Here is a 20,327-nt window from a genome sequence, read left to right as displayed (position 1 = left end):
CTGTAAATGCATTCTAACTAAAGAAGATGTAAATCAAACGGTTAAATTATTCAACAAAGCCCTTTATCGCCTGAACAAAAACAAGAAAATAAAATAATCTCGGGCATCCGTATTACAGTTGAACACGCCATCGCGGGTATCAAGCGCCTCGGTTGCATGACGGCTTTGTTGAATAAATCAGAATTAGCCGACAGGATGACTCCCTCTGCTACACCTGTTATCCTATCCTGACGCTGTGTGGCATACCCAACAAACCCAATAACGTCATACGGTTCAGCGCTTTGACCATCGCTATGGCTTCACCTACTTGAGCCTCATAGTCACGCAGGCTCAGATGGCCACCCAACAAAGTTTTTATGCGGAACATCGCTGTTTCTGCCACTGAACGCCGGTGATAACCCACTTTCTTTTTCCACATATCATTACTCCCGCTCAGACGCTGATTCGCCACCGCATGGTTACGTTCATGGTACTTGTCCGGCCAGTATTTGGCTCCGCTTCGCGGCGGGATAAGGGGCCTGATTTTCTTTCTTAGCAACGCATCGTGGCAGTAACGGGCGTCATAAGCACCGTCTGCTGACACTTCCCTGATTTTTCGGTGGGTTTGGTTAATCAGGCCCGGCAGTGCCTGCGCATCTGTCGTTCCGCTGAGCGATAAGTCGGCACAGATAATCTCATGCGTCGCACTGTCTGCTGCCAGATGAAGCTTGCGCCACACTCTTCGTCTGTCAGCACCATGCTGCCTGACTTTCCATTCACCTTCGCCAAAGACCTTCAGACCGGTACTGTCGATGACCAGATGCGAGATTTCACCACGCGTTGGCGTTTTTATGCTGATACTGACGGTTTTTGCCCGCCGACTGACCAGAGAGTAGTCCGGGCAGCGCAGTGGCAGGCTCATCAGTGTAAAAACCGAGTCGACAAAGCCCTGTAATGCCCGGAGCGACAGGTTAAACACGCGCTTTATCATCAAAACCGTGGTAACAGCCATATCGGTGTAGTAAAGCGGCCGACCACGACCTTCAGGCGAAGAACTGTCAGTCCATGCAGCGATGGCCGACTCATCAAGCCAGACCGTCAGGGAGCCGCGTTGTCTGAGTGCTTTGTTGTAGGTGGGCCAGTTGGTGATTTTAAACTTTTGCTTTGCCATGGGGAGCTGCTATCGGGAGCGATGATAGTGCTTTGATCCGGCGATCCCCTGAAAGTTCGATTTATTCAACAAAGCCTTGCATGACCCAAATTTTACGGAATCGTAGACCCTTTATTGATGATACCTTCTTACTCCTTAGCGCCGGTCTTTGGAATTTCCATCTCAGAACAGCGTAAAATTTACTTCAATCACCGAAACACCCTTATTTCACTATTAAGCAACACGCTTTGTGTTCAGGTGCCCCATGGCGTGATTTACCTGAACGTTACGGCCCATGAAAAACCGTTTATAACCGTTTCAATAGATGGTCAAAGTCTGGAGTTATTAACATTATTTTTAATAGGTTACTTTCATTTCTTGATGCTCATGGAATTGTTGGCTGGTCAGCCACTGCGCTGGATGGCAGCAATATCTGTGCGCTCAAATGTGCGGCTGGCGCTCAAAAAAACATCCCGATATTACCAACGATAACAGCCTGGGTCGCTCACGAGGTGGTTATGGCACCAAAATCCACATGGCGACTGACGGAAGCGGCATCCCGCTAAATATCGTACTGAGTGCTGGGCAGGCTCACGAAAGCCTGTTCGCGTTACGACTCCTGGACGGCATTGGCGTGCAACGGCAGAACGGTAGCATGAAGCGTCGTGGTCATGCGGTACTGGCTGACAAAGCCTACTCTGGCAATGCACTCCGTAACAAGTTGAAAAGAAGAGGGATAAAAACGGTTATTCCCCGAAAATCAAATGAAAAACTGGCTTCAGATGGACGCTCACAACTTTATCGTGATGCTTATCGCCGTCGCAACGTTGTAGAAAGATGTTTTGGCCGTTTAAAGGAATATAGACGGATTGGCACACGTTATGAAAAAACGGCAAGAAACTATCTAGCAATGGTGAAACTGGGCTGCATCCGCTTGTTTTACGCCCGGTTACGTAATTAAGGGACACAGCCTAGTCTCCGCAATTCCGTCACGTCCGGACCAGCAAATTTCTTCTTCCAGTTGTAAAAAGTAGTCTCAGAAATACCCATCTTTTGGCAAACTTCCTCGATGCGAGTGCCGGTTTCGGCCTGCTTTAGCGCAAATGCTATCTGTTCTTCTGTATAATGGGTCTTTCTCATGGCTGATATGCCTCTCTGTATGATGAAAGAATTATAGCCAAGCGACTTAATTTTGATTACACCATATGGACTGAGAACAAACTCTCTGTATCGCAACCCATCTCTCTTTTTTTGCTTTTTGCTTGTGCCCATTTATGCTCAATTGGGTTAAGATCTGGCGAATATGTAGGCAAATACTCCACCATATACCCTGCATCGATGATGACTTGTTGAATATTATGTTTTTTGTGAAAAGTGGCATTGTCCATCATGATTACACTGTTTTTAGGGAGTACTGGGATAAGGACTTGTGTGACCCAGGCATAGAAAACATCGCTGTTAATATTGATATCAAATAATCCGATAGCAAACAGCGTTGTGCCTAATAAAGCGCCGATAACATTTGTTCTTCCCCTAGCTCCCCAGTTCTTCAGGCCAAAACACCGTTGACCTTTTGGGGAATAGCCGTGAGTCCGTGGGGCATCGTGTGAAAAACCACTTTCATCAATAAAAACAATAGGTTTACCTTCTTTTTCATATAGCCAACCGACTTAAAAATGATTACATCCTATGCCCTGATATGCGGCAAAGAATCATAGCTGGCTGTAATCAAAATAATGTCGTTTGGCTATATAGCCAAGCGACTTAATTTTGATTACACCATATGGACTGAGAACAAACTCTCTGTATCGCAACCCATCTCTCTTTTTTTGCTTTTTGCTTGTGCCCATTTATGCTCAATTGGGTTAAGATCTGGCGAATATGTAGGCAAATACTCCACCATATACCCTGCATCGATGATGACTTGTTGAATATTATGTTTTTTGTGAAAAGTGGCATTGTCCATCATGATTACACTGTTTTTAGGGAGTACTGGGATAAGGACTTGTGTGACCCAGGCATAGAAAACATCGCTGTTAATATTGATATCAAATAATCCGATAGCAAACAGCGTTGTGCCTAATAAAGCGCCGATAACATTTGTTCTTCCCCTAGATCCCCAGTTCTTCAGGCCAAAACACCGTTGACCTTTTGGGGAATAGCCGTGAGTCCGTGGGGTATCGTGTGAAAAACCACTTTCATCAATAAAAACAATAGGTTTACCTTCTTTTTCATACTGTTGTTTTTTTTGTTGAAATCCCTGCCGGGCGTTTTCGTCGGCTTTCGGATGACGTAGAGTTTTTTTTATAGGTCAATCCCAGCTTTTTAAGCGCTTGCCAAATGGCCTTCTAACAAACGCCAAAACGCTCTGCACGTTCTTTTTGGTAAGCATCTGGATATTGTTCAACATCTTTTATCAACTCGGATTTATCGATCTTTCGCTGACGCGTGGTCGATGCTTTTGACTCTATTTGATTAATCCAACGCGATACAGAGGCAGGGCCAATCCGAAATTGCTTCGCTGTTTCTCGGATACTCAACCCTTCGTTTTTCCGTGTAGATATCACTTTACGTCTAAAATCAATTGAATAGCTCATTTAAATAATGTAATCAAAATTAAGTCGTTTAGCTATATCATTGTCAGCGGACAGCTTGCCCTGACCAAACCGGATTTTGCCCTGCCGTTTGGCCCACGCCCGCTGGTGTTTATTGGTTTATAGCCAAGCGACATTATTTTGATAACAGCCAGCTATGCTTCTTTGCCGCATATCAGGGCATAGGATGTAATCATTTTTAAGTCGGTTGGCTATAATGCTGGTGATCGGGTTACTGTGTTCGTGGCTGGGCACCTTCTGTTGGAACCAAGCCAACCAACGTCTGCCAACAGTGCTGGTAGGGCCGTTGATCGTGTTCGAAACGCTGTCTGGGCTGACCTACACCTTTATGCTGCGTCAGGCATGGCCGCCGCTGCTGACACTGTGCGGCATCTTCTGTTTGTTGGTGGGCGTGGTGGGTGCCATGCGTATCAAACCCAAACCCATAGTGGTAAAGGTGGATACGGCGGTGCAGGAAAAATAAACCGGAAGGTGGCGCAGGCTTCCCTCTGCGCCAATAGCTAAAGGGAATTAGGCCCCGGTGGCTAGCTTTTTGAACAGCGTCGTTAACTGTTGCTCATTGCGCGCGCCTTCATGCTGGGCGGTGACGTTGCCCGAGGCGTCAATCACGAACGAGGTCGGCGTGCCCACCACCTGATAGCGCTCTTTGGTAATGCCCAGTTGGTCACGGATGACCGGATAGCTGATGTGCTGCTGAGCCAACAGCGCAGCGATGTCCACGCCGTCGGGATCGGTATTCACCGCCACCACCACCACGTTATCCGCGTAGGTTTTACTCAGTTTTTCCAGCGTGCCCATCTCCGCCAGACACCCACCACAGCCGGAAGACCAGAAGTTAAGATAGACCTGTTTGCCCTGCCAGCGTGCCAGTTCCACCTGTTGTCCGGCCAGATCGTAGGCCGCCAGCGCAGGTGCGCGTGCGCCAACCTGTACCTGCTCCTCTTTGCAGCCCGACAGCAGTGCCAGCGCGCCCATCAGGCACCCTAGCGTTATAAGTTTACGCCACTGCATGTTGTTGAACCTCCTCGCTCAGATACTTGCCGTGCTGCAAGCGGATAATACGATCGGCAAAACGTCCTAGTTCCGGATTGTGTGTCACCATGACAATGGTACGCCCCTGATGATGCAGATCCTGCAACAGCGCCAGCACGCGCTGTTCGTTCTCTTCATCGAGATTCCCGGTCGGTTCATCGGCAAAAATCACTGGCGGCTCGTTCACCAGCGCACGAGCAATACAGACGCGCTGCTGTTCCCCACCGGAAAGCTGACTAGGCAGGTGATCGGTGCGATGCTCCAGCCCGACCTGCGCCAGCACCTGGCGTGCCGCCGTTTCATCCACCACGCTATGGTAATGCTGCGCCAGCATCACGTTTTCCAGCGCGGTGAGAAACGGGATCAGGTGGAACTGCTGGAACACCAGCCCGATTTTGTCCGCGCGAAAGCGTCGCCGTCCTTCTTCATCCAGCGCCGCCGCATCGACGCCGTCCAGCAGCACCTGCCCTTCCGTCACGGTATCGAGGCAGGTGAGGATATTCATCAGCGTGGTTTTCCCCGAGCCGGATGCGCCCATGATTGCGACAAATTCACCGCGCTGAATACGGATATTGATGTTTTCCAGCGCAGTGACCTGCCCGAAGCGTTTGTACAGTTGGCGGGTCTCAATCACCGCCTCTTGCGGGTTATGTGCAACACCCATTGAATCACTCCCCTTTTAACACTTTTGCGGGCTCGACGTGGATCGCGCGCCGGGTAGGAAACACTGCGGCGGCGGCCACCAGCAAGGACAGCAGCAGCGTCAACGGCAGCACCGGCGCACGCAGCGAAATGCTGGCGTTGAACACCGTCAGTCCCAGTACCTGTGCCAACAGGTAACCGAGCAGGCAACCGCACACCACCGCTGCAAGCGCAATCACACCGGTTTCGGCCAGCATCTGGCGCACAATATCTTTACCGCTCGCGCCCAACGCCTTCTGTAACGCAAACTCTTTGGCACGTTCACCGACAATCGCCATCAGGGTGGTGTTCACACACAGCGATGAGAGCACCAGAATGACGGCAGAAACCAGTCCCATCAGCCCTTTAATCTTGTCCAGCACTTGCCCTTCCGAGGCGGAAACCTTAAGGATAGGTCGAATCTCCAGATCAGGATATTGCTGTTGCAGGCTGGCAGCGAAGCGATCCACCTGTCCCAGATCGTTGCTGACACTTAACAGGGCGTTACTGATGATGCCTTCCTTTTGCAGCCATTTTTGCGCCAGATCCAGATTCACGATCAGCATATTGTCGGTCGCGTCACCGGCTTCAACAATCCCTTTAATACGCAGGCGCTGACGCTCGCTGCCATCGATCAGTGTGACGCTATCGCCGACTTTGACATGCAGTCGCTCCGCCAGCTTGACGCCGATCATCGCGTTACGATCGTCAAACTTGACGCCAATCCAGTCACCGGTTACCTGCCAATAGGGGGAGAGTTGGCGCAACGCATCAAACCACACGCCCATTAACACCACTTTCTCCAACTCGGTACGCGCCATGCCGTATAAGTACGGGCTGGCAGCATTGATCAGTCCTGGCGGGGCGTTGTCGAGAATCGGCTGAAAGTCGCTTTGTGCCAGAGAGCCCCCGTGCGCCGGACCAATATAAAAGTTGGCGCCAAAGGTACGCAGTTCCTGGCTCATTTTGGCGTTGATATCAAAGTACACCGCCGACATGGCGGTAACAATGGCTGCACCGACGGTCAGTGCAGCAAACACCACGCTGACACGCTGCATGCGTAAACGCAATGCGCGAATCACCAACCGCCAAAACATACTGCCCATCCAACGCTCTGTACCCGAGCGATTAACGGCCATACAGCACCTCCACCGGGTAGAGTCGGGCAATGCGCCGCGCCGGGAACCAGGTGCCGATCACGGCAATCAGCATGGCGATCACCAATACGCACGGGATCACCACCCAGGCAAAACTGAGCGGCACGCCAAACAGCATCAAGCAAATCGCTCGCGCCAATCCCCAACCGGCGATGCACCCTAAGGCCCCGCCGAGCAAGCCGCTCATCGCCGCTTCAAGATAGAACAGCAGCATGATCTGCCACTGCCGTGCGCCGAGCGCTTTCATCAACCCGATTTCCTTAGAACGCTCCATAATGGTACTGGTCATCAATGACGCAATGCCCATGGCGGCGGCAACCAGTGCGGCAAAGGTCACCACGCCCAACAGCAACTGAATTTTATCGATAACGACCCCTTCTGACGCTGCTACCTGCCAGATAGGGCGGACCACCGATCCTGAGATGGCTTCTTCCAACTGGTGGGCAATCGAAGACACGTAAGCGGTGCAATACCACAGCTCATACTCTTCGGCATTGAGCGCTTCGAGATTCTCCCGCGCCCGGCGTGACAGCTCGTTTTCCGGCACCGTCAGCGCAGAGACGCGCACGGCCTGAATCTTTCCTTCCAACCCCAGCATGTTCTGCACCGCCGCCAGCGGCATCACCAGGCGGTTCTCTTCATCGCCACCGCTGGCAAGAATGCCACTGATACGTACATCCAGCGCGCGTTCTGGCCCTTGTAACCGTAACGTTTGCCCCACCTGCCAGCCATTTTGCTGCGCCAGCTGTTTTCCCGCCAGCACGTCAATCCCCTGCCCACTCTGCAACGCGTTTTCGCTCACCGGTTCGGTCGGCCAATTGCCGGTCACCTGCCAGTATGGGCTGACGCTCTGTTGCCCAGTGTGGTAATCCTCTTCGTCAGGGATGGTGATCGGCTGAGAAAAGAAGGTGCCCAGCACTGAAATGTGCTTGCCGGCAACGATCACATCCCCGCTGAGCAGCGGTGCAAAACCGACAATATTGTTACGCCAAAAGATATCCTTGATGTTGGGCAGTTCTGACTCATCAAGAAATTCCTCACTGGCCAGCGGATTGCTGTTTTCACCAAACAACGCAGGCAGCGCCGCCTGACCGGCGGGCTCTACCAGAATATTGGCACCGTAGGACTTCAGTTCGCGCGCCATTTTGTCGCCAATATCTATCGATACTGCCAGCAGCGCCGAGATCAAACCGGCAGCCAGAAACACCGTCAGTACCGCCAGCGATTTGCGCCGCACATTGCGACTCCATGACTGACGTAGCATGCGCCATAACATGATTACTCCTCCTCGTCCGCTGCGGCGTTATCCGTCGCAGACTCGGTATTACCCGCGGGATGTGCTGTCACGAAGCTGCGGGGATTGTCACGGAACTTGTTGTAGTTGGCTTCCGATGCAAAGAAATAGGTCTTCCCGGCGTAGCGGTATTTGTGCTCGGCTTTCAGGTTGGTCAGCTTGCTGCCGTCGACCGGATCGACCACGTCCATGGAAACCACGGTGCTGAAGTAGTTCGCGCCTACTGCCAGCGACGCGTAGCTGATCACCAGTTCGTTGTCGTCGTTGCTCCACCCTTCAATCGGTACCGGATTACATCCACCGGCTTTACCGATGGAAGGTATAAAGATCCGCACACCGCAAGCCACACAAATCACCTGATTGCCTTCCATCACATAGCCCTGATCGCCACACAGTAAGCAGGCATCAAACACCACGCCGAGGCGAAGCCGGTCGGGATAGCGGTTAATCACAAAGAAGCGAACGGCTTTGCCGTCGTCGGCAATCCAGACAAAACGGTGCAGCTTGCCGTCACGTACCTGCTCGATAGGAATATGCAGTTTGCCATCCGGGCCGAGCGTCACGGGTTGCGCTTCCGACAAGCGAGGCGGCTGTGATGCAACCTGATCACAATAGAGCTGCCCCAGCGCTACCACCAGCAGCGCCACCAACGCAGCGGTAAAGGTCCGGCGCGTATTACGGTAATCGGCGGTTGCTTTGCGCTTGGCTATCGCTTCGTCGGTGGCCTGCATCTGCTGACGATTTTTCAGCAACGGCAGCAAGAAACCGGCCGAGAGCAGCGCCAACAGCAGTGCGCAGAGATAGTTAAGCGCCGCGCCGTTATTGGTGACGTGCGCCACAAAGCTCAGACGCGGTTTGGTCAAACCCAGCGCTTGCAGCTTCATCAACAGCAACATCAGACCGCCGCTCAGCGGCAGTACCAACAATACCACCAACAGCAGCAGTAGCGGCCAGCGCGGTAAACGCCGCACCATCATTCCGCACAGCACGGCGCTGAAAGCAACCCAGCCAAAGGCCAGAATCACCGCGCTGATGTTCAACAGTAAATCGGTATTTACCACATGAGTGGTGGTCAGTGCCGTCAGGTTGGGATCGTCGCCCCAATGCACTGCGGCCCCGATGATCAACAGCCCCTGCCAGAGGTAGCCGAGTTTGCTACTTTGCGTGAATTGGCTCAGTAAAAACAGCGCCAGTGCGACCAGTTGAATCAGGGTTAAAATCAGTTGGACAGTTTGACTGGAAGGCAGGCGAATTCCCACCAAGGTGCCGACCAGCAAAGCCAGTAGCGTGGTCCACACCAGTGGGCGCAGACGAGGAGCAGAACGGTGACTCCAGTGGAGTCCTAACAGCAGCGCAACAGGCAAAAAAGCTTGTAGCACGGTAACAAAAAAATGACTCATAACGCACACTCAGGCGAAGCCCCCTGCGTCCAGGGCGGCAGGGGGAATTTCCGTAACGGCCTTACGCAATCCAGAATCGAATTATTTGTCCAGACCAACGTATTTGAAGTCATAGCTGACATCAAACGGTTTCCACCAGCGGCCAACACCGGTTTCACCATCGGTATGGCGGTGCATACCGGCTTTTGACGGCGGCTCAATGTGGTAGGTCACTTTATAGTTACCTACGCCCATCATTTTGATGTTGGCACCGTAGTGCGGACCATCGCTCGCCACCATCGGCATGAAAGTCCCTTCCTGCTTGGCACCGGTATCGGTGTTCACCAGGGTATAAGCGATGGTCAGGTATGGCATCCATTCGCCTGCGCCGAAGCCGTTTTTGTTGCCTTCCACGGCGTGGATATCAGCTTCCAGGTGAATATCAGATTTAGCCGCTGGCAGACCCATGCCGCGCGGCTCCATGTCAATCGGCTGCAAGTAGACCGCAGCGATCTCCAGTTCGTTAATGGTGATCGGCTCACCTGCCGGATGTTCGGTAAACGCGAACGCGGCAGGTGCCGTTAATACTCCGGCAATAATCGCGCTGGCAATCAAACTCTTTTGCATCTTCATCAAACCCATCCTCATATCATCAATATCATGTTGTTTTTGATTTTTGCTTATCATTGCTTCCCGTATTCGAACGTCTCAGCGCGCCGACGCATAATACACAGCGCGGCCAGAGCAGCGAACACCAATACGACTTGCGGTATCAGCGTTTCAACGTAGGGGTAGATCCCCAATACACTGATTTCCGGAACCCACGTTAACAGCGTGGGTTCAAACAGCTTGCCTTCGATTAACTCCAGTACACCTTTACCGGCGAACACAAACGCCATCAGGTACATAAAACAACCGGTAAACATAAAGAAGGGTTTCAGCGGCAGTTTGACCACGGTAAAGCGCATCACCAGATAAGCGATAAGCAATATTACGCAGCCGATCAGGAAGCCCGCCAGAATAGAGAGGTGCCCTGCCACGTTGCTGGCATCCCCCACTAATGCGAAGTAGAACAACACCGTTTCCGCGCCTTCGCGGTATACCGCCAGGAAACTGGTCAGCCACAAACCGATCACCGACCCGCTGCTCAGGGAGTGCGACAGCTTTCCTTCCAGATAGGCTTTCCAGTGTCGGGCTTCTACTTTTGACAGCAACCAATAGCTCATGCTGAACAGCATCACCACCGCAATCAGCATGGTGAACCCTTCCAGCAATTCGCGACTGGCACCGGAATTACTGAACAGCATCTGGAACAACACGGCGGTCAATACGCTGCACACCAGCGCCACATACACCGACTGGCGGATTAACGGCAGTTTGTCATGGTGATTGTTTTTCACCAGATAGGCCACGATAGCAGCCGCGACCAGCAGCGCCTCCAGCCCTTCACGCACGATGATCAGCAGACTGTAGATCAGCAGGCTCCAGTGCGTTTCACTGCCGCTGCCCAGCATGGTGACCGCGTTAGCCAAGTCCTGTTGCATCGCATAGGCCTGCGCATGCAGCGCAGAAACCGGCTGCCCGGCGCTCATCATACTGACCAGACGGGTGAAGTAGCCTTCAAGCGTGGATTTGAATGCAGAATCACGCGAGCCGACTTTGTTCTCCATACCGCTGGCTTCAAACAGATCGAAGTAGGCATCCTGCACCGCCATAATGGCTGGTTTTACCTGCCCGCTTTCATACTGCGCAATCGCCGCTGCGATAGCCTGGTTGATGTTATTAACCACGCTGGCCCAATCCGCATCCGGAATGTCAGCGCCAGCGATACTGCTATCCGGTGCCGCCGATAAGGGTTGATCGTCACGGGTGGTGGGTAAGCCCGGCAGCACATATTCAATATCTTGCAGCAGCGTGGTGACCCGATACGCCACTTCGCTCATTTGATCCGGCTGAGCGGTCAGCGAGATCAGTGCACTAAACTGCTGGTTGATCGAGGCGGCTTGCTGCGAAGAGCGGTTTTGGCGCACTGACATTTCCATCTCGGAGTTTTTAAATCCTTGATAGTGTGCCTGCTGTACGCTTTGACTGGCTTTCTGGTAGTCGCCCGCCTGATAGTCAGCCACAGCCTGCGCCAACCCATCGTCAATGGTCTTGAAACTTTGCTGCCAGTAGAGGGCGATATCGCTGTTGCCATAAGCCCCGTGCTGCTCCTGAGCCACCAATTTGTGACCGTCAGTCAACACCGGTAACACGCTGTCTAACTCGCCTTTCAGCCAGTTCACCTTGGCCTGAATGTCAGCTTGCGGCTTACCTTCGCCAATCATGCGGCGAATTTCACCAAAGGTGGCTTCCAGTTGATAGCTTTTCTGCGCGGAGATATTGATACGAATTGGCCCTTCCAGGTTCTCAAACACCTCGAAGTAGGCCATTTGAACTTCAGTACGGGCTTCATCCGGCTTCTGCTGCTGATAGAGTTCAGCGGTCTTATCCAGGCGGCCCTGAATGTTATGGATGAAGGTGTTGTAATCCGTTGCAGCAAATGCCGACAGGCTGGAAAACATGAAACACAGTACAATCAAACACTTCTGCCAACTAGACATAAATACGATGGTCATCAACAATGAGAGTTATTTTCATTATCACGTTTTAACATTTACATTTTTTGACGTAAATCACAAAAGGGCTCACTGTTTCAGAAATATTGTAACATCGTGCTCTACCTCTTCCATTTGGCGTAGCGCCGCCAGCGTGTCGAGCGCTTCCTGTTCATCCAACCGGCTCATGGCAAACCCGATGTGGACCAATACCCAACTGTCTATGAGGCTGGCAGCATCAACGCCATCCGCCACCAGCGCAATATTCACTTCGCGCTTAACCCCACATACATCCACCCACACCTTATCCTGCACGGTGTCCGCCAGTGCGATGACTTTTCCGGGAATGCCGAGACACATGATGATAATCCTTGTTGATGAATACAGGTTGCTGTGCATCGATTTAGCAAAATTTATGCCAACGGCACAATCAGTGTTTCCTCCTATATCGCTATGCCAATAGGCTGAGGCTTACTTTTTTCCGCAATCAACTTGAGAATATGATGTAAACCACCGAGGTCAATCTTGTCTCCGGGGAAATAGGAGATATCAACAGGGTAAAATTGATTTCTTGCAATATTGTATAAAAAGTTACCTTCAGACATGTCGGTCGGCGGACAACCTTTGTCACACATTTCGTATAACAACAATATAAAATCCTCCTCAGCGTCATCAGCAAAATAATCGACCTTGGACAAAGGAACGCCATCAATTTTATCCAACTGAATAATCCCCTGAGCAATAATACTAGCAGATTCATTCCCATAAAAAAGGCGGAACGAGTCTGCTTGCCGGGCAATCTCATTGGGCGACACATCATCATAGAAAATTTTCAACACTTTCCCTGGATTCTCTTTATCTTCAACCACAATAGCCTGTGCCCCTTCCCCTAGCTGAGCACCGATCCTATCGCTATTTTTTATTATGAATTCAGTGCTAGTGGCTGTATAGCTAAACGACTTAATTTTGATTACATTATTTAAATGAGCTATTCAATTGATTTTAGACGTAAAGTGATATAGCCAAGCGACATTATTTTGATAACAGCCAGCTATGCTTCTTTGCCGCATATCAGGGCATAGGATGTAATCATTTTTAAGTCGGTTGGCTATACCTTCTGCCATACCTGTCGCCGGTTTGACCTGTACGAAACCGAAGCGGAGATGCTCTCCGATGACCCGCACGGATGATACCGGCATACAGACCCGCCCCATGAAGACGCTGTTTCAGCGCAACAGGGCATGGGCTGACATCATGGAGACATACCCGCTCCGGCCTGTAGAGATTGAGGTTGTCACAAAGATGCTGGCCTGCGGCACCCCACTGACGGGCAGCCGGGAATTTCGCTGCAGCAACCCCGACTGCACTCACCACCGTTATAGCCAACCGACTTAAAAATGATTACATCCTATGCCCTGATATGCGGCAAAGAAGCATAGCTGGCTGTTATCAAAATAATGTCGCTTGGCTATATCTACACGGAAAAACGAAGGGTTGAGTATCCGAGAAACAGCGAAGCAATTTCGGATTGGCCCTGCCTCTGTATCGCGTTGGATTAATCAAATAGAGTCAAAAGCATCGACCACGCGTCAGCGAAAGATCGATAAATCCGAGTTGATAAAAGATGTTGAACAATATCCAGATGCTTACCAAAAAGAACGTGCAGAGCGTTTTGGCGTTTGTCAGAAGGCCATTTGGCAAGCGCTTAAAAAGCTGGGATTGACCTATAAAAAAAACTCTACGTCATCCGAAAGCCGACGAAAACGCCCGGCAGGGATTTCAAAAAAAAACAACAGTATGAAAAAGAAGGCAAACCTATTGTTTTTATTGATGAAAGTGGTTTTTCACACGATGCCCCACGGACTCACGCTATTCCCCAAAAGGTCAACGGTGTTTTGGCCTGAAGAACTGGGGAGCTAGGGGAAGAACAAATGTTATCGGCGCTTTATTAGGCACAACGCTGTTTGCTATCGGATTATTTGAGGCTTTGTTGAATAATTTAACCGTTTGATTTAAATCTTCTTTAGTTAGAATGCATTTACAGAGAATGTATTTTGTTAGAACGACAAATCAAATAGTTAGCACAATAAAAAGCATTCCGAGAGGAAAAATTAGTCGTTGAAATTTTATAATGCTTATATAAATCAGTATCTTAAATTATTCAACAAAGCCATTATTTGATATCAATATTAACAGCGATGTTTTCTATGCCTGGGTCACACAAGTCCTTATCCCAGTACTCCCTAAAAACAGTGTAATCATGATGGACAATGCCACTTTTCACAAAAAACATAATATTCAACAAGTCATCATCGATGCAGGGTATATGGTGGAGTATTTGCCTACATATTCGCCAGATCTTAACCCAATTGAGCATAAATGGGCACAAGCAAAAAGCAAAAAAAGAGAGATGGGTTGCGATACAGAGAGTTTGTTCTCAGTCCATATGGTGTAATCAAAATTAAGTCGCTTGGCTATAACGTGTGGCAATCCGTCTATATTCCTTTAAACGGCCAAAACATCTTTCTACAACGTTGCGACGGCGATAAGCATCACGATAAAGTTGTGAGCGTCCATCTGAAGCCAGTTTTTCATTTGATTTTCGGGGAATAACCGCTCTTATCCCTTTTCTTTTCAACTCGTTACGGAGTGCATTGCCAGAGTAGGCTTTGTCAGCCAGTACCGCATGACCACGACGCTTCATGCTACCGTTCTGCCGTTGCACGCCAATGCCGTCCAGGAGTCGTAACGCGAACAGGCTTTCGTGAGCCTGCCCAGCACTCAGTACGATATTTAGCGGGATGCCGCTTCCGTCAGTCGCCATGTGGATTTTGGTGCCATAACCACCTCGTGAGCGACCCAGGCTGTTATCGTTGGTAATATCGGGATGTTTTTTTGAGCGCCAGCCGCACATTTGAGCGCACGGATATTGCTGCCATCCAGCGCAGTGGCTGACCAGTCAACAAGTCCATGAGCATCAAGAAATGAAAGGCTTTGTTGAATAATTTAACCGTTTGATTTACATCTTCTTTAGTTAGAATGCATTTACAGAGAATGTATTTTGTTAGAACGACAAATCAAATAGTTAGCACAATAAAAAGCATTCCGAGAGGAAAAATTAGTCGTTGAAATTTTATAATGCTTATATAAATCAGTATCTTAAATTATTCAACAAAGCCCATGGGGATAAATCCAATTTGCCTTGTTTCGTCAGTCATAATAAGCCCTTTTCGAGTGGTCTGTCTTTTCTTTCCCGAATACATTTTTTTTCGCCGACGCAGATTCTTAGGCTTTTGGAAAGGTCGCTCTGTCCCATCAATAAAGACGTCTTTAACTCCAGGAAAGGCGCGAAAAAATTCCTCAGCAGAGCGAATTTGACGAGCGGGCAAAACACATTCTCGCCCCAAGGTCATCTCTAAAACCGGCAATAATATTTTTACCCAGCGACATACCCGTGTTCTATCTAAACCAAAAAGAAGTCCTTGCAAATCATAGGTCGGATAACATTTTAAATACAATAAAATAAAAAGCAGTTTATCTAATGGGGTTGGGATAAAGAGTCTGTAAAGAATTTTGTGTAAATGGCTCCATTGCTTAACCGGAGATTCGTTCTCCATACATCAACATGAATTGGCTCATAGCAGGTTTCCAGTCTCTGATTGGCAAGGTCCATTTAGCAGAGATATTATGCAAGGCTAGATAGAGTAATTTTATCACCGAGTCATCCGTTGGAAATATTCGTCGCGTTTTCGTTATCTTGCGCAATGAAGCATTTAACGACTCTATCGCGTTGGTGGTGTAGATAACCTTGCGGATCTCCGGCGGAAAGTCAAAAATGACGATGAGACGTTCCCAATTATTTCTCCACGATGGGCTGATCGTCGGGAACTGTTCATCCCATTTGGCCGCGAAGGCATCCAGGGCCTCTTCAGCGCCCTCTAGCGTTGCGGAACTATAGATGGTGCGCAGGTCAGCAGCAACGGCCTTACGCTCTTTCCAGCCGACGTAGCGCAGCGAGTTCCGCACCTGATGCACAATGCAGAGCTGTACCCGCGTATGCGGGTAAACAGCTTCAATGGCATCAGGAAAGCCTTTCAGGCCATCGCAGCAGGCGACGAAGATGTCCTTTAGCCCACGATTTTTCAGTTCTGTCATCACAGATAACCAGAACTTGGCCCCCTCAGTTTTGGCTATCCATAGCCCCAGCAGCTCTTTTTCGCCCTGGCCGTTGACGCCGAGGGCCAGATAAACAGACTTGTTGGCCACGGCTCCGCCGTCCTGGCTTTTGACAACAATACAGTCAAGGTAAACAATGGGATAAAGCGCATCCAGCGGCCGTTGCTGCCAGCGCTTAACTTCATCCATCACAGCATTGGTCACTTGAGAAATGAAGCCAGCGGAAACATCGACCCCGTAGACTTCTTTAAAGTGTGCCTGAATATCACGGGTTGATAACCCTCTGGAATAGAGAGAAATAATGCGGTCATCGAAGCCGTTAAGCTGTTTTTCGTGCTTACCGATCAGTGTCGGCTCGAAGGTACTGTTGCGGTCGCGCGGAATATCGAGTTCGATCTCCCCATTTTGGCTACGTACGCTCTTGGATGTCTTGCCATTGCGTGAGTTGCCTGAATGATTACCAGCCGGGTCATGCTTAGCATACCCAAGGTGCATCTCCATCTCAGCTTCAAGAACCCGTTCCGCCAGTCTTTTAGTCAGCACCTTGAGTAGGCCTGATTCACCCAGCAGATCCTGAGGGGAGTGACAATCTTGAAGCAGTTGGTCAATAAGTTCGTTGCTGATAGGCATTTTGTTATCCTTTGAAGGTTTTCCTCAAAATGCCATTTACACAGATTATTTTACAGTCTCGGGATAAATCCTTTCTGCCCTGCACCCATCTGCCGCTCGTGATCTTTTCGATTCTTTTTCCGATAAATCAAATAACAAGCTGAAAATTCAGCGGCTAAATTTTTCAATTCTTCGACTGATAATCCAATGATTGCTTTACATAAACGATTATCTCGTAACAACCGCTCTTTGTTGATCATTTCAAACCTTTATTCTCTAAGTTAAACCTCTTTTTATTCTCAATAGCCTGACAAAAAATGCAAGTCTCTATTCAGCAACTAGTTTAATGATTGCCCATGCTTCATCAGAAAGATCGTAGCGAGCCATAATCCAAAGTGTCTTAGAAACAGATGGATACTATAGCTCAAGCAATTAAGGGACACAGCCTAGACTCATTGGCTGATTGGATGAGGGCTAACGCGGCTGCGCTAAAATGAGCTGACGCTGGCGAGGCGTTACTATCCGCGCATTGTACCGGGGGGACAACCATAATCAAATCCACCTAATCATAAATGCTATTGCGATTAGCTCAGCCAGCGTTACCGTGGATATAGGTTGTGTATGCTCAGCAGCAACGATCAGCGACACAAGAATACAACACGCCAGCCCATGAGTAGGCCACCACGCAATAAGCCCTTGCAGTAAAAAAACTCGGAAAACGATCTCTGTAATGATGGGACTGAAAATACCCCACGATGAGGCAGCTAGTGCAGAAGCCCCTGGATGCGATATTTGAGAGACCAATGGCGTGAACCGTTGGGATTGACGAGTAAATAGAGAGCGTGGGAATCGGAGGCGTTGAAAGGTGTCGCGGACGCTTTTACGTTGCGGATTGTGAGACCGTTAACAGCCATTGGCGGGTCACGTTTTTATCGAATCGAAAAGACCCCATATCTGACCACCACATTCACCCGATGCGGAGGGAAAAACAACCACGTGTCGGGAAAAGGTTGTTGCATTATTTTATTGAATCCAATGCAAAAGGCAGATGCCCGAAGACATCTGCTTTTTTTAATTTGGCTCCTCTGACTGGACTCGAACCAGTGACATACGGATTAACAGTCCGCCGTTCTACCGACTGAACTACAGAGGAATCGTGTGAACGGGGCGCATGATAACGGCGTGCTGCGGGGATGTCAAAGGAAGAACATGCAAAAGGCGATCGTTTGCTGAGAGATTAGTCAAATCGCCCTTTTTTTCTGCGTTAAGGCGAGAATCAGGGCAATTTAACGCCCTTTATCGCGGTCAACGTGGATGCCTACGTGTGGTTCGACGCCGTTTTCAGGCGGCAATCGGGTGATGGTGCGTACCCTGATGGTTGGGATGGCGCGGATAGTGGGCGAAGTACCACTCAACGGTTTTCTTGATCAGTGCATCCGTTGCGTCAATATAGTGTTCTGGTGCTGATGCCATATCTTGTTGCAGAATTAACGGCAGCTCAGTACACCCGAGAATCAGTTTTTCCACACCCGCATCAAGCAGTCTGTCTCTGACTGGGGTCAGAAGTCGATGTGCATCGGCAATGCGGCCAGCTTTGTAGGCATAAATACTTTCCATCACCGCCTGTTGTGCTGTGTCATCGGGAATCTGACAGGCAATACCCAGTGCGCTAAGGTTATCCTGGGCTTTGTTGAATAATTTAAGATACTGATTTATATAAGCATTATAAAATTTCAACGACTAATTTTTCCTCTCGGAATGCTTTTTATTGTGCTAACTATTTGATTTGTCGTTCTAACAAAATACATTCTCTGTAAATGCATTCTAACTAAAGAAGATGTAAATCAAACGGTTAAATTATTCAACAAAGCCGTTATCCTGATAAATTTTTGCTTTGCACGTGGCGGTGGTTGCCAATAACCCAACAGCGTGCAAATGTTGCTGTTTAATCAACTGGCAGGTGGTATGGATGATACTGATCATTTCGACATGCGTGCGTTTTTTTAATTCATCGAAGGCTTTGTTGAATAATTTAACCGTTTGATTTACATCTTCTTTAGTTAGAATGCATTTACAGAGAATGTATTTTGTTAGAACGACAAATCAAATAGTTAGCACAATAAAAAGCATTCCGAGAGGAAAAATTAGTCGTTGAAATGGCTTTGTTGAATAATTTAACCGTTTGATTTACATCTTCTTTAGTTAGAATGCATTTACAGAGAATGTATTTTGTTACAACGACAAATCAAATAGTTAGCACAATAAAAAGCATTCCGAGAGGAAAAATTAGTCGTTGAAATTTTATAATGCTTATATAAATCAGTATCTTAAATTATTCAACAAAGCCTTCATCGAACCAAAAATGCGCGGTATTACAGGGAATAATAATACACTCAGCGCCAGCGTTTTCGAGGATTTTCAGATATTGAACCATTTTATCCAACGGCGATGCACTATGGTTCAAAATACATTGTGTTCTGTCAGGAATGTCAGGAATGGATACTGCAATCGTAGGAATATGATCCTGATCTTTATTGGCTGGCGTGTTGTTAATTAATTTTTGCATGGCATCAACCGTCGCCCCTGGCCCCATTCCACCAAGAATACCAATTAAATTATTCACCTTATTAACCTCAATACCTGAAGGAATTGAAAATATCTTCGCACAACCAGTCGGGATGTGAATTGCTAAATTCCCATCCCCTATGTATGATTTGCATAGCCAGCCGGGTGGCTATGCTTTTCCTGGCTGTGTCGGCTTTGTTGAATAATTTAACCGTTTGATTTACATCTTCTTTAGTCAGAATGCATTTACAGAGACTGTATTTTGTTAGAACGACAAATCAAATAGTTAGCACAATAAAAAGCATTCCGAGAGGAAAAATTAGTCGTTGAAATTTTATAATGCTTATATAAATCAGTATCTTAAATTATTCAACAAAGCCTCAACAAAGCCCCCGAACTGTTAAAAACAGTGCCAGATCCACAGGAAAAAATATTCTATGTGGAATCTATCGATGTCGATGAGGCTGTTCTCAACCTTAAAGAGGGGAAAAGTGATTTTATTTTTTCCTTCTTTAATGAAGAACTGATGTCTGAACCTTTTATGCACACCAAGATCCTCGAATCCCATCTCTATCCGGTTAGTGCCTGCGATAAAACCGGAAAGCCGGTTTTTAACCCCCGAGCAGAAACTGTGCCGCTGTTGAGCTACACCGATACCAGCTATATGGGACGGCAGGTGAACCGCTATCTTTCCGCCACCAACAGCGAGCGTTTTTCAATAACGTTTGTTTCTTCGATGAGCGACTTGCTTAAGCGCATGACGTTGCAGGGCTACGGTATCGCCTGGTTACCGGATTACTCCATTCGCGAAGAGCTTAAAAATAGGGAGCTGGCGGTGCTGGATATGCCCGATGCGGTAATGCGCATGGGGGTTTACCTGTATCGAATGAATGCCAAACTTAATGTCGCGTCTGAAAAATTTTGGCGCTACATGAAAAGCTTAAATCATTAGTTAGCGACACGCGGTTGCGTTCATAAAAAAAAGCGGCCAAGGGCCGCTTTTCAGTTGTGTGCTATTTCACTGATGTTGATGGTTTAGCTGACTTTGACTTCGTCGTATTCGACTTCTTCGTCAACGTCAACGTCAACGTCA

The 20,327-nt window shown here is 48.7% G+C and carries 19 protein-coding genes, 1 tRNA gene and 9 pseudogenes; 7 read left to right on the top strand and 22 right to left on the bottom strand.

All coding sequences use genetic code 11. The features are described from left to right. The first annotated feature begins 45 nt into the window (after positions 1-45). Positions 46-231 (top strand): transposase family protein, encoded by a 186-nt coding sequence (locus ACQGXV_RS26245; protein ID WP_440867621.1) that lies wholly within the window; start codon positions 46-48, stop codon positions 229-231. Here ACQGXV_RS26245 and ACQGXV_RS26240 read toward each other — a convergent pair. Beyond that, positions 218-1,150, bottom strand: coding sequence for an IS5 family transposase (locus ACQGXV_RS26240; protein ID WP_440863664.1), 933 nt, complete (start codon positions 1,148-1,150; stop codon positions 218-220). The genes ACQGXV_RS26245 and ACQGXV_RS26240 overlap by 14 nt on opposite strands. Before the next feature lie 227 nt (positions 1,151-1,377). Between ACQGXV_RS26240 and ACQGXV_RS26235 the strand changes: the two are divergent. Further along, positions 1,378-2,090: pseudogene (locus ACQGXV_RS26235) on the top strand (IS5 family transposase); the annotation flags it as partial. Between the two features lie 11 nt (positions 2,091-2,101). Here the strand turns inward: ACQGXV_RS26235 and ACQGXV_RS26230 are convergent. The 4 genes and pseudogenes from ACQGXV_RS26230 to ACQGXV_RS26215 all read right to left on the bottom strand — a co-directional run. Continuing rightward, positions 2,102-2,269: pseudogene (locus tag ACQGXV_RS26230) on the bottom strand (transposase); the annotation flags it as partial. A 56-nt stretch (positions 2,270-2,325) separates the two neighbouring features. Further along, positions 2,326-2,769: pseudogene (locus ACQGXV_RS26225) on the bottom strand (IS630 family transposase); the annotation flags it as partial. 134 nt (positions 2,770-2,903) lie between these two features. Further along, complete coding sequence (locus ACQGXV_RS26220) at positions 2,904-3,437, bottom strand: IS630 family transposase (protein WP_440867620.1); 534 nt, start codon at positions 3,435-3,437, stop codon at positions 2,904-2,906. Between the two features lie 40 nt (positions 3,438-3,477). Then, positions 3,478-3,726 carry an IS630 transposase-related protein gene (locus tag ACQGXV_RS26215; protein WP_440863663.1) on the bottom strand — a complete coding sequence of 83 codons (249 nt, stop codon included), beginning with the start codon at positions 3,724-3,726 and terminating at the stop codon, positions 3,478-3,480. Between the two features lie 33 nt (positions 3,727-3,759). On the opposite strand from ACQGXV_RS26215, the pseudogene ACQGXV_RS26210 reads away from it, so the two are divergent. After that, positions 3,760-4,207, top strand: a pseudogene (locus ACQGXV_RS26210) (hypothetical protein); the annotation flags it as partial. A 47-nt stretch (positions 4,208-4,254) separates the two neighbouring features. On the opposite strand, the gene ACQGXV_RS26205 reads toward ACQGXV_RS26210, so the two are convergent. The 9 genes from ACQGXV_RS26205 to ACQGXV_RS26165 all read right to left on the bottom strand — a co-directional run bounded on the left by ACQGXV_RS26205 (position 4,255) and on the right by ACQGXV_RS26165 (position 12,789). Beyond that, positions 4,255-4,755 (bottom strand): TlpA family protein disulfide reductase, encoded by a 501-nt coding sequence (locus ACQGXV_RS26205; RefSeq protein WP_440863662.1) that lies wholly within the window; start codon positions 4,753-4,755, stop codon positions 4,255-4,257. Continuing rightward, positions 4,742-5,440 (bottom strand): ABC transporter ATP-binding protein, encoded by a 699-nt coding sequence (locus ACQGXV_RS26200; protein WP_222160182.1) that lies wholly within the window; start codon positions 5,438-5,440, stop codon positions 4,742-4,744. The genes ACQGXV_RS26205 and ACQGXV_RS26200 overlap by 14 nt, the downstream gene beginning before the upstream one ends. Before the next feature lie 4 nt (positions 5,441-5,444). Beyond that, positions 5,445-6,596, bottom strand: coding sequence for an ABC transporter permease (locus ACQGXV_RS26195; RefSeq protein WP_440863661.1), 1,152 nt, complete (start codon positions 6,594-6,596; stop codon positions 5,445-5,447). Beyond that, entirely contained in the window at positions 6,586-7,890 is a 1,305-nt protein-coding gene (locus ACQGXV_RS26190) for an ABC transporter permease (RefSeq protein WP_440863660.1), read from the bottom strand. Before ACQGXV_RS26190 ends, ACQGXV_RS26195 begins: the two co-directional genes overlap by 11 nt. Positions 7,891-7,892: 2 nt before the next feature. Beyond that, positions 7,893-9,308 carry a Fe-S-containing protein gene (locus tag ACQGXV_RS26185; RefSeq protein WP_440863659.1) on the bottom strand — a complete coding sequence of 472 codons (1,416 nt, stop codon included), beginning with the start codon at positions 9,306-9,308 and terminating at the stop codon, positions 7,893-7,895. 81 nt (positions 9,309-9,389) lie between these two features. Next, positions 9,390-9,920 carry an iron transporter gene (locus ACQGXV_RS26180; RefSeq protein WP_222160176.1) on the bottom strand — a complete coding sequence of 177 codons (531 nt, stop codon included), beginning with the start codon at positions 9,918-9,920 and terminating at the stop codon, positions 9,390-9,392. Between the two features lie 50 nt (positions 9,921-9,970). Continuing rightward, complete coding sequence (locus ACQGXV_RS26175; RefSeq protein ID WP_440867619.1) at positions 9,971-11,890, bottom strand: FTR1 family iron permease; 1,920 nt, start codon at positions 11,888-11,890, stop codon at positions 9,971-9,973. Between the two features lie 84 nt (positions 11,891-11,974). Beyond that, the gene (gene hypC, locus ACQGXV_RS26170; RefSeq protein WP_440863658.1) at positions 11,975-12,244 is read right to left on the bottom strand and encodes a HypC/HybG/HupF family hydrogenase formation chaperone; all 270 of its coding nucleotides are present in this window, start codon (positions 12,242-12,244) and stop codon (positions 11,975-11,977) included. A gap of 83 nt (positions 12,245-12,327) precedes the next feature. Further along, entirely contained in the window at positions 12,328-12,789 is a 462-nt protein-coding gene (locus tag ACQGXV_RS26165; RefSeq protein ID WP_440867618.1) for an OspG family effector kinase, read from the bottom strand. 207 nt (positions 12,790-12,996) lie between these two features. Between ACQGXV_RS26165 and ACQGXV_RS26160 the strand changes: the two are divergent. From ACQGXV_RS26160 to ACQGXV_RS26150, 3 genes and pseudogenes are all read left to right on the top strand, one after another. Then, positions 12,997-13,074, top strand: a pseudogene (locus ACQGXV_RS26160) (hypothetical protein); the annotation flags it as partial. A gap of 274 nt (positions 13,075-13,348) precedes the next feature. Continuing rightward, the gene (locus tag ACQGXV_RS26155; RefSeq protein WP_440863657.1) at positions 13,349-13,804 is read left to right on the top strand and encodes an IS630 transposase-related protein; all 456 of its coding nucleotides are present in this window, start codon (positions 13,349-13,351) and stop codon (positions 13,802-13,804) included. 223 nt (positions 13,805-14,027) lie between these two features. Continuing rightward, positions 14,028-14,339: a transposase gene (locus ACQGXV_RS26150; RefSeq protein ID WP_440867617.1), complete on the top strand. Its 312-nt coding sequence runs from the start codon at positions 14,028-14,030 to the stop codon at positions 14,337-14,339. 15 nt (positions 14,340-14,354) lie between these two features. Here ACQGXV_RS26150 and ACQGXV_RS26145 read toward each other — a convergent pair. The 8 genes and pseudogenes from ACQGXV_RS26145 to ACQGXV_RS26110 form a co-directional block, all read right to left on the bottom strand. Continuing rightward, positions 14,355-14,875, bottom strand: a pseudogene (locus tag ACQGXV_RS26145) (IS5 family transposase); the annotation flags it as partial. A 173-nt stretch (positions 14,876-15,048) separates the two neighbouring features. Beyond that, a complete protein-coding gene (locus ACQGXV_RS26140; protein ID WP_440863656.1) occupies positions 15,049-15,501 on the bottom strand; it encodes a transposase family protein in 453 nt (150 codons plus the stop codon). Beyond that, complete coding sequence (locus ACQGXV_RS26135) at positions 15,479-16,690, bottom strand: IS256 family transposase (RefSeq protein ID WP_440862551.1); 1,212 nt, start codon at positions 16,688-16,690, stop codon at positions 15,479-15,481. The genes ACQGXV_RS26140 and ACQGXV_RS26135 overlap by 23 nt, the downstream gene beginning before the upstream one ends. A gap of 50 nt (positions 16,691-16,740) precedes the next feature. After that, a complete protein-coding gene (locus tag ACQGXV_RS26130; RefSeq protein ID WP_440863655.1) occupies positions 16,741-16,929 on the bottom strand; it encodes a hypothetical protein in 189 nt (62 codons plus the stop codon). A 522-nt stretch (positions 16,930-17,451) separates the two neighbouring features. Beyond that, positions 17,452-17,583 (bottom strand): annotated as a pseudogene (locus ACQGXV_RS26125) (Arm DNA-binding domain-containing protein); the annotation flags it as partial. A 163-nt stretch (positions 17,584-17,746) separates the two neighbouring features. Continuing rightward, a tRNA-Asn gene (locus ACQGXV_RS26120) sits at positions 17,747-17,822 on the bottom strand. Between the two features lie 188 nt (positions 17,823-18,010). Then, on the bottom strand, positions 18,011-18,406 hold the full coding sequence (locus ACQGXV_RS26115) for an aspartate/glutamate racemase family protein (protein WP_440863654.1): 396 nt from the start codon (positions 18,404-18,406) through the stop codon (positions 18,011-18,013). Positions 18,407-19,016: 610 nt separating this feature from the next. Further along, positions 19,017-19,292, bottom strand: a pseudogene (locus tag ACQGXV_RS26110) (aspartate/glutamate racemase family protein); the annotation flags it as partial. Between the two features lie 333 nt (positions 19,293-19,625). On the opposite strand from ACQGXV_RS26110, the pseudogene ACQGXV_RS26105 reads away from it, so the two are divergent. Continuing rightward, positions 19,626-20,186: pseudogene (locus tag ACQGXV_RS26105) on the top strand (LysR substrate-binding domain-containing protein); the annotation flags it as partial. Between the last annotated feature and the right edge of the window lie 141 nt (positions 20,187-20,327).

This window comes from Symbiopectobacterium purcellii (assembly GCF_052050035.1).
Lineage (GTDB): Bacteria > Pseudomonadota > Gammaproteobacteria > Enterobacterales > Enterobacteriaceae > Symbiopectobacterium > Symbiopectobacterium purcellii_A.
The sequence above is the reverse complement of the archived record's forward strand: the minus strand, read 5'-3'. Positions and strand labels throughout refer to the sequence as shown.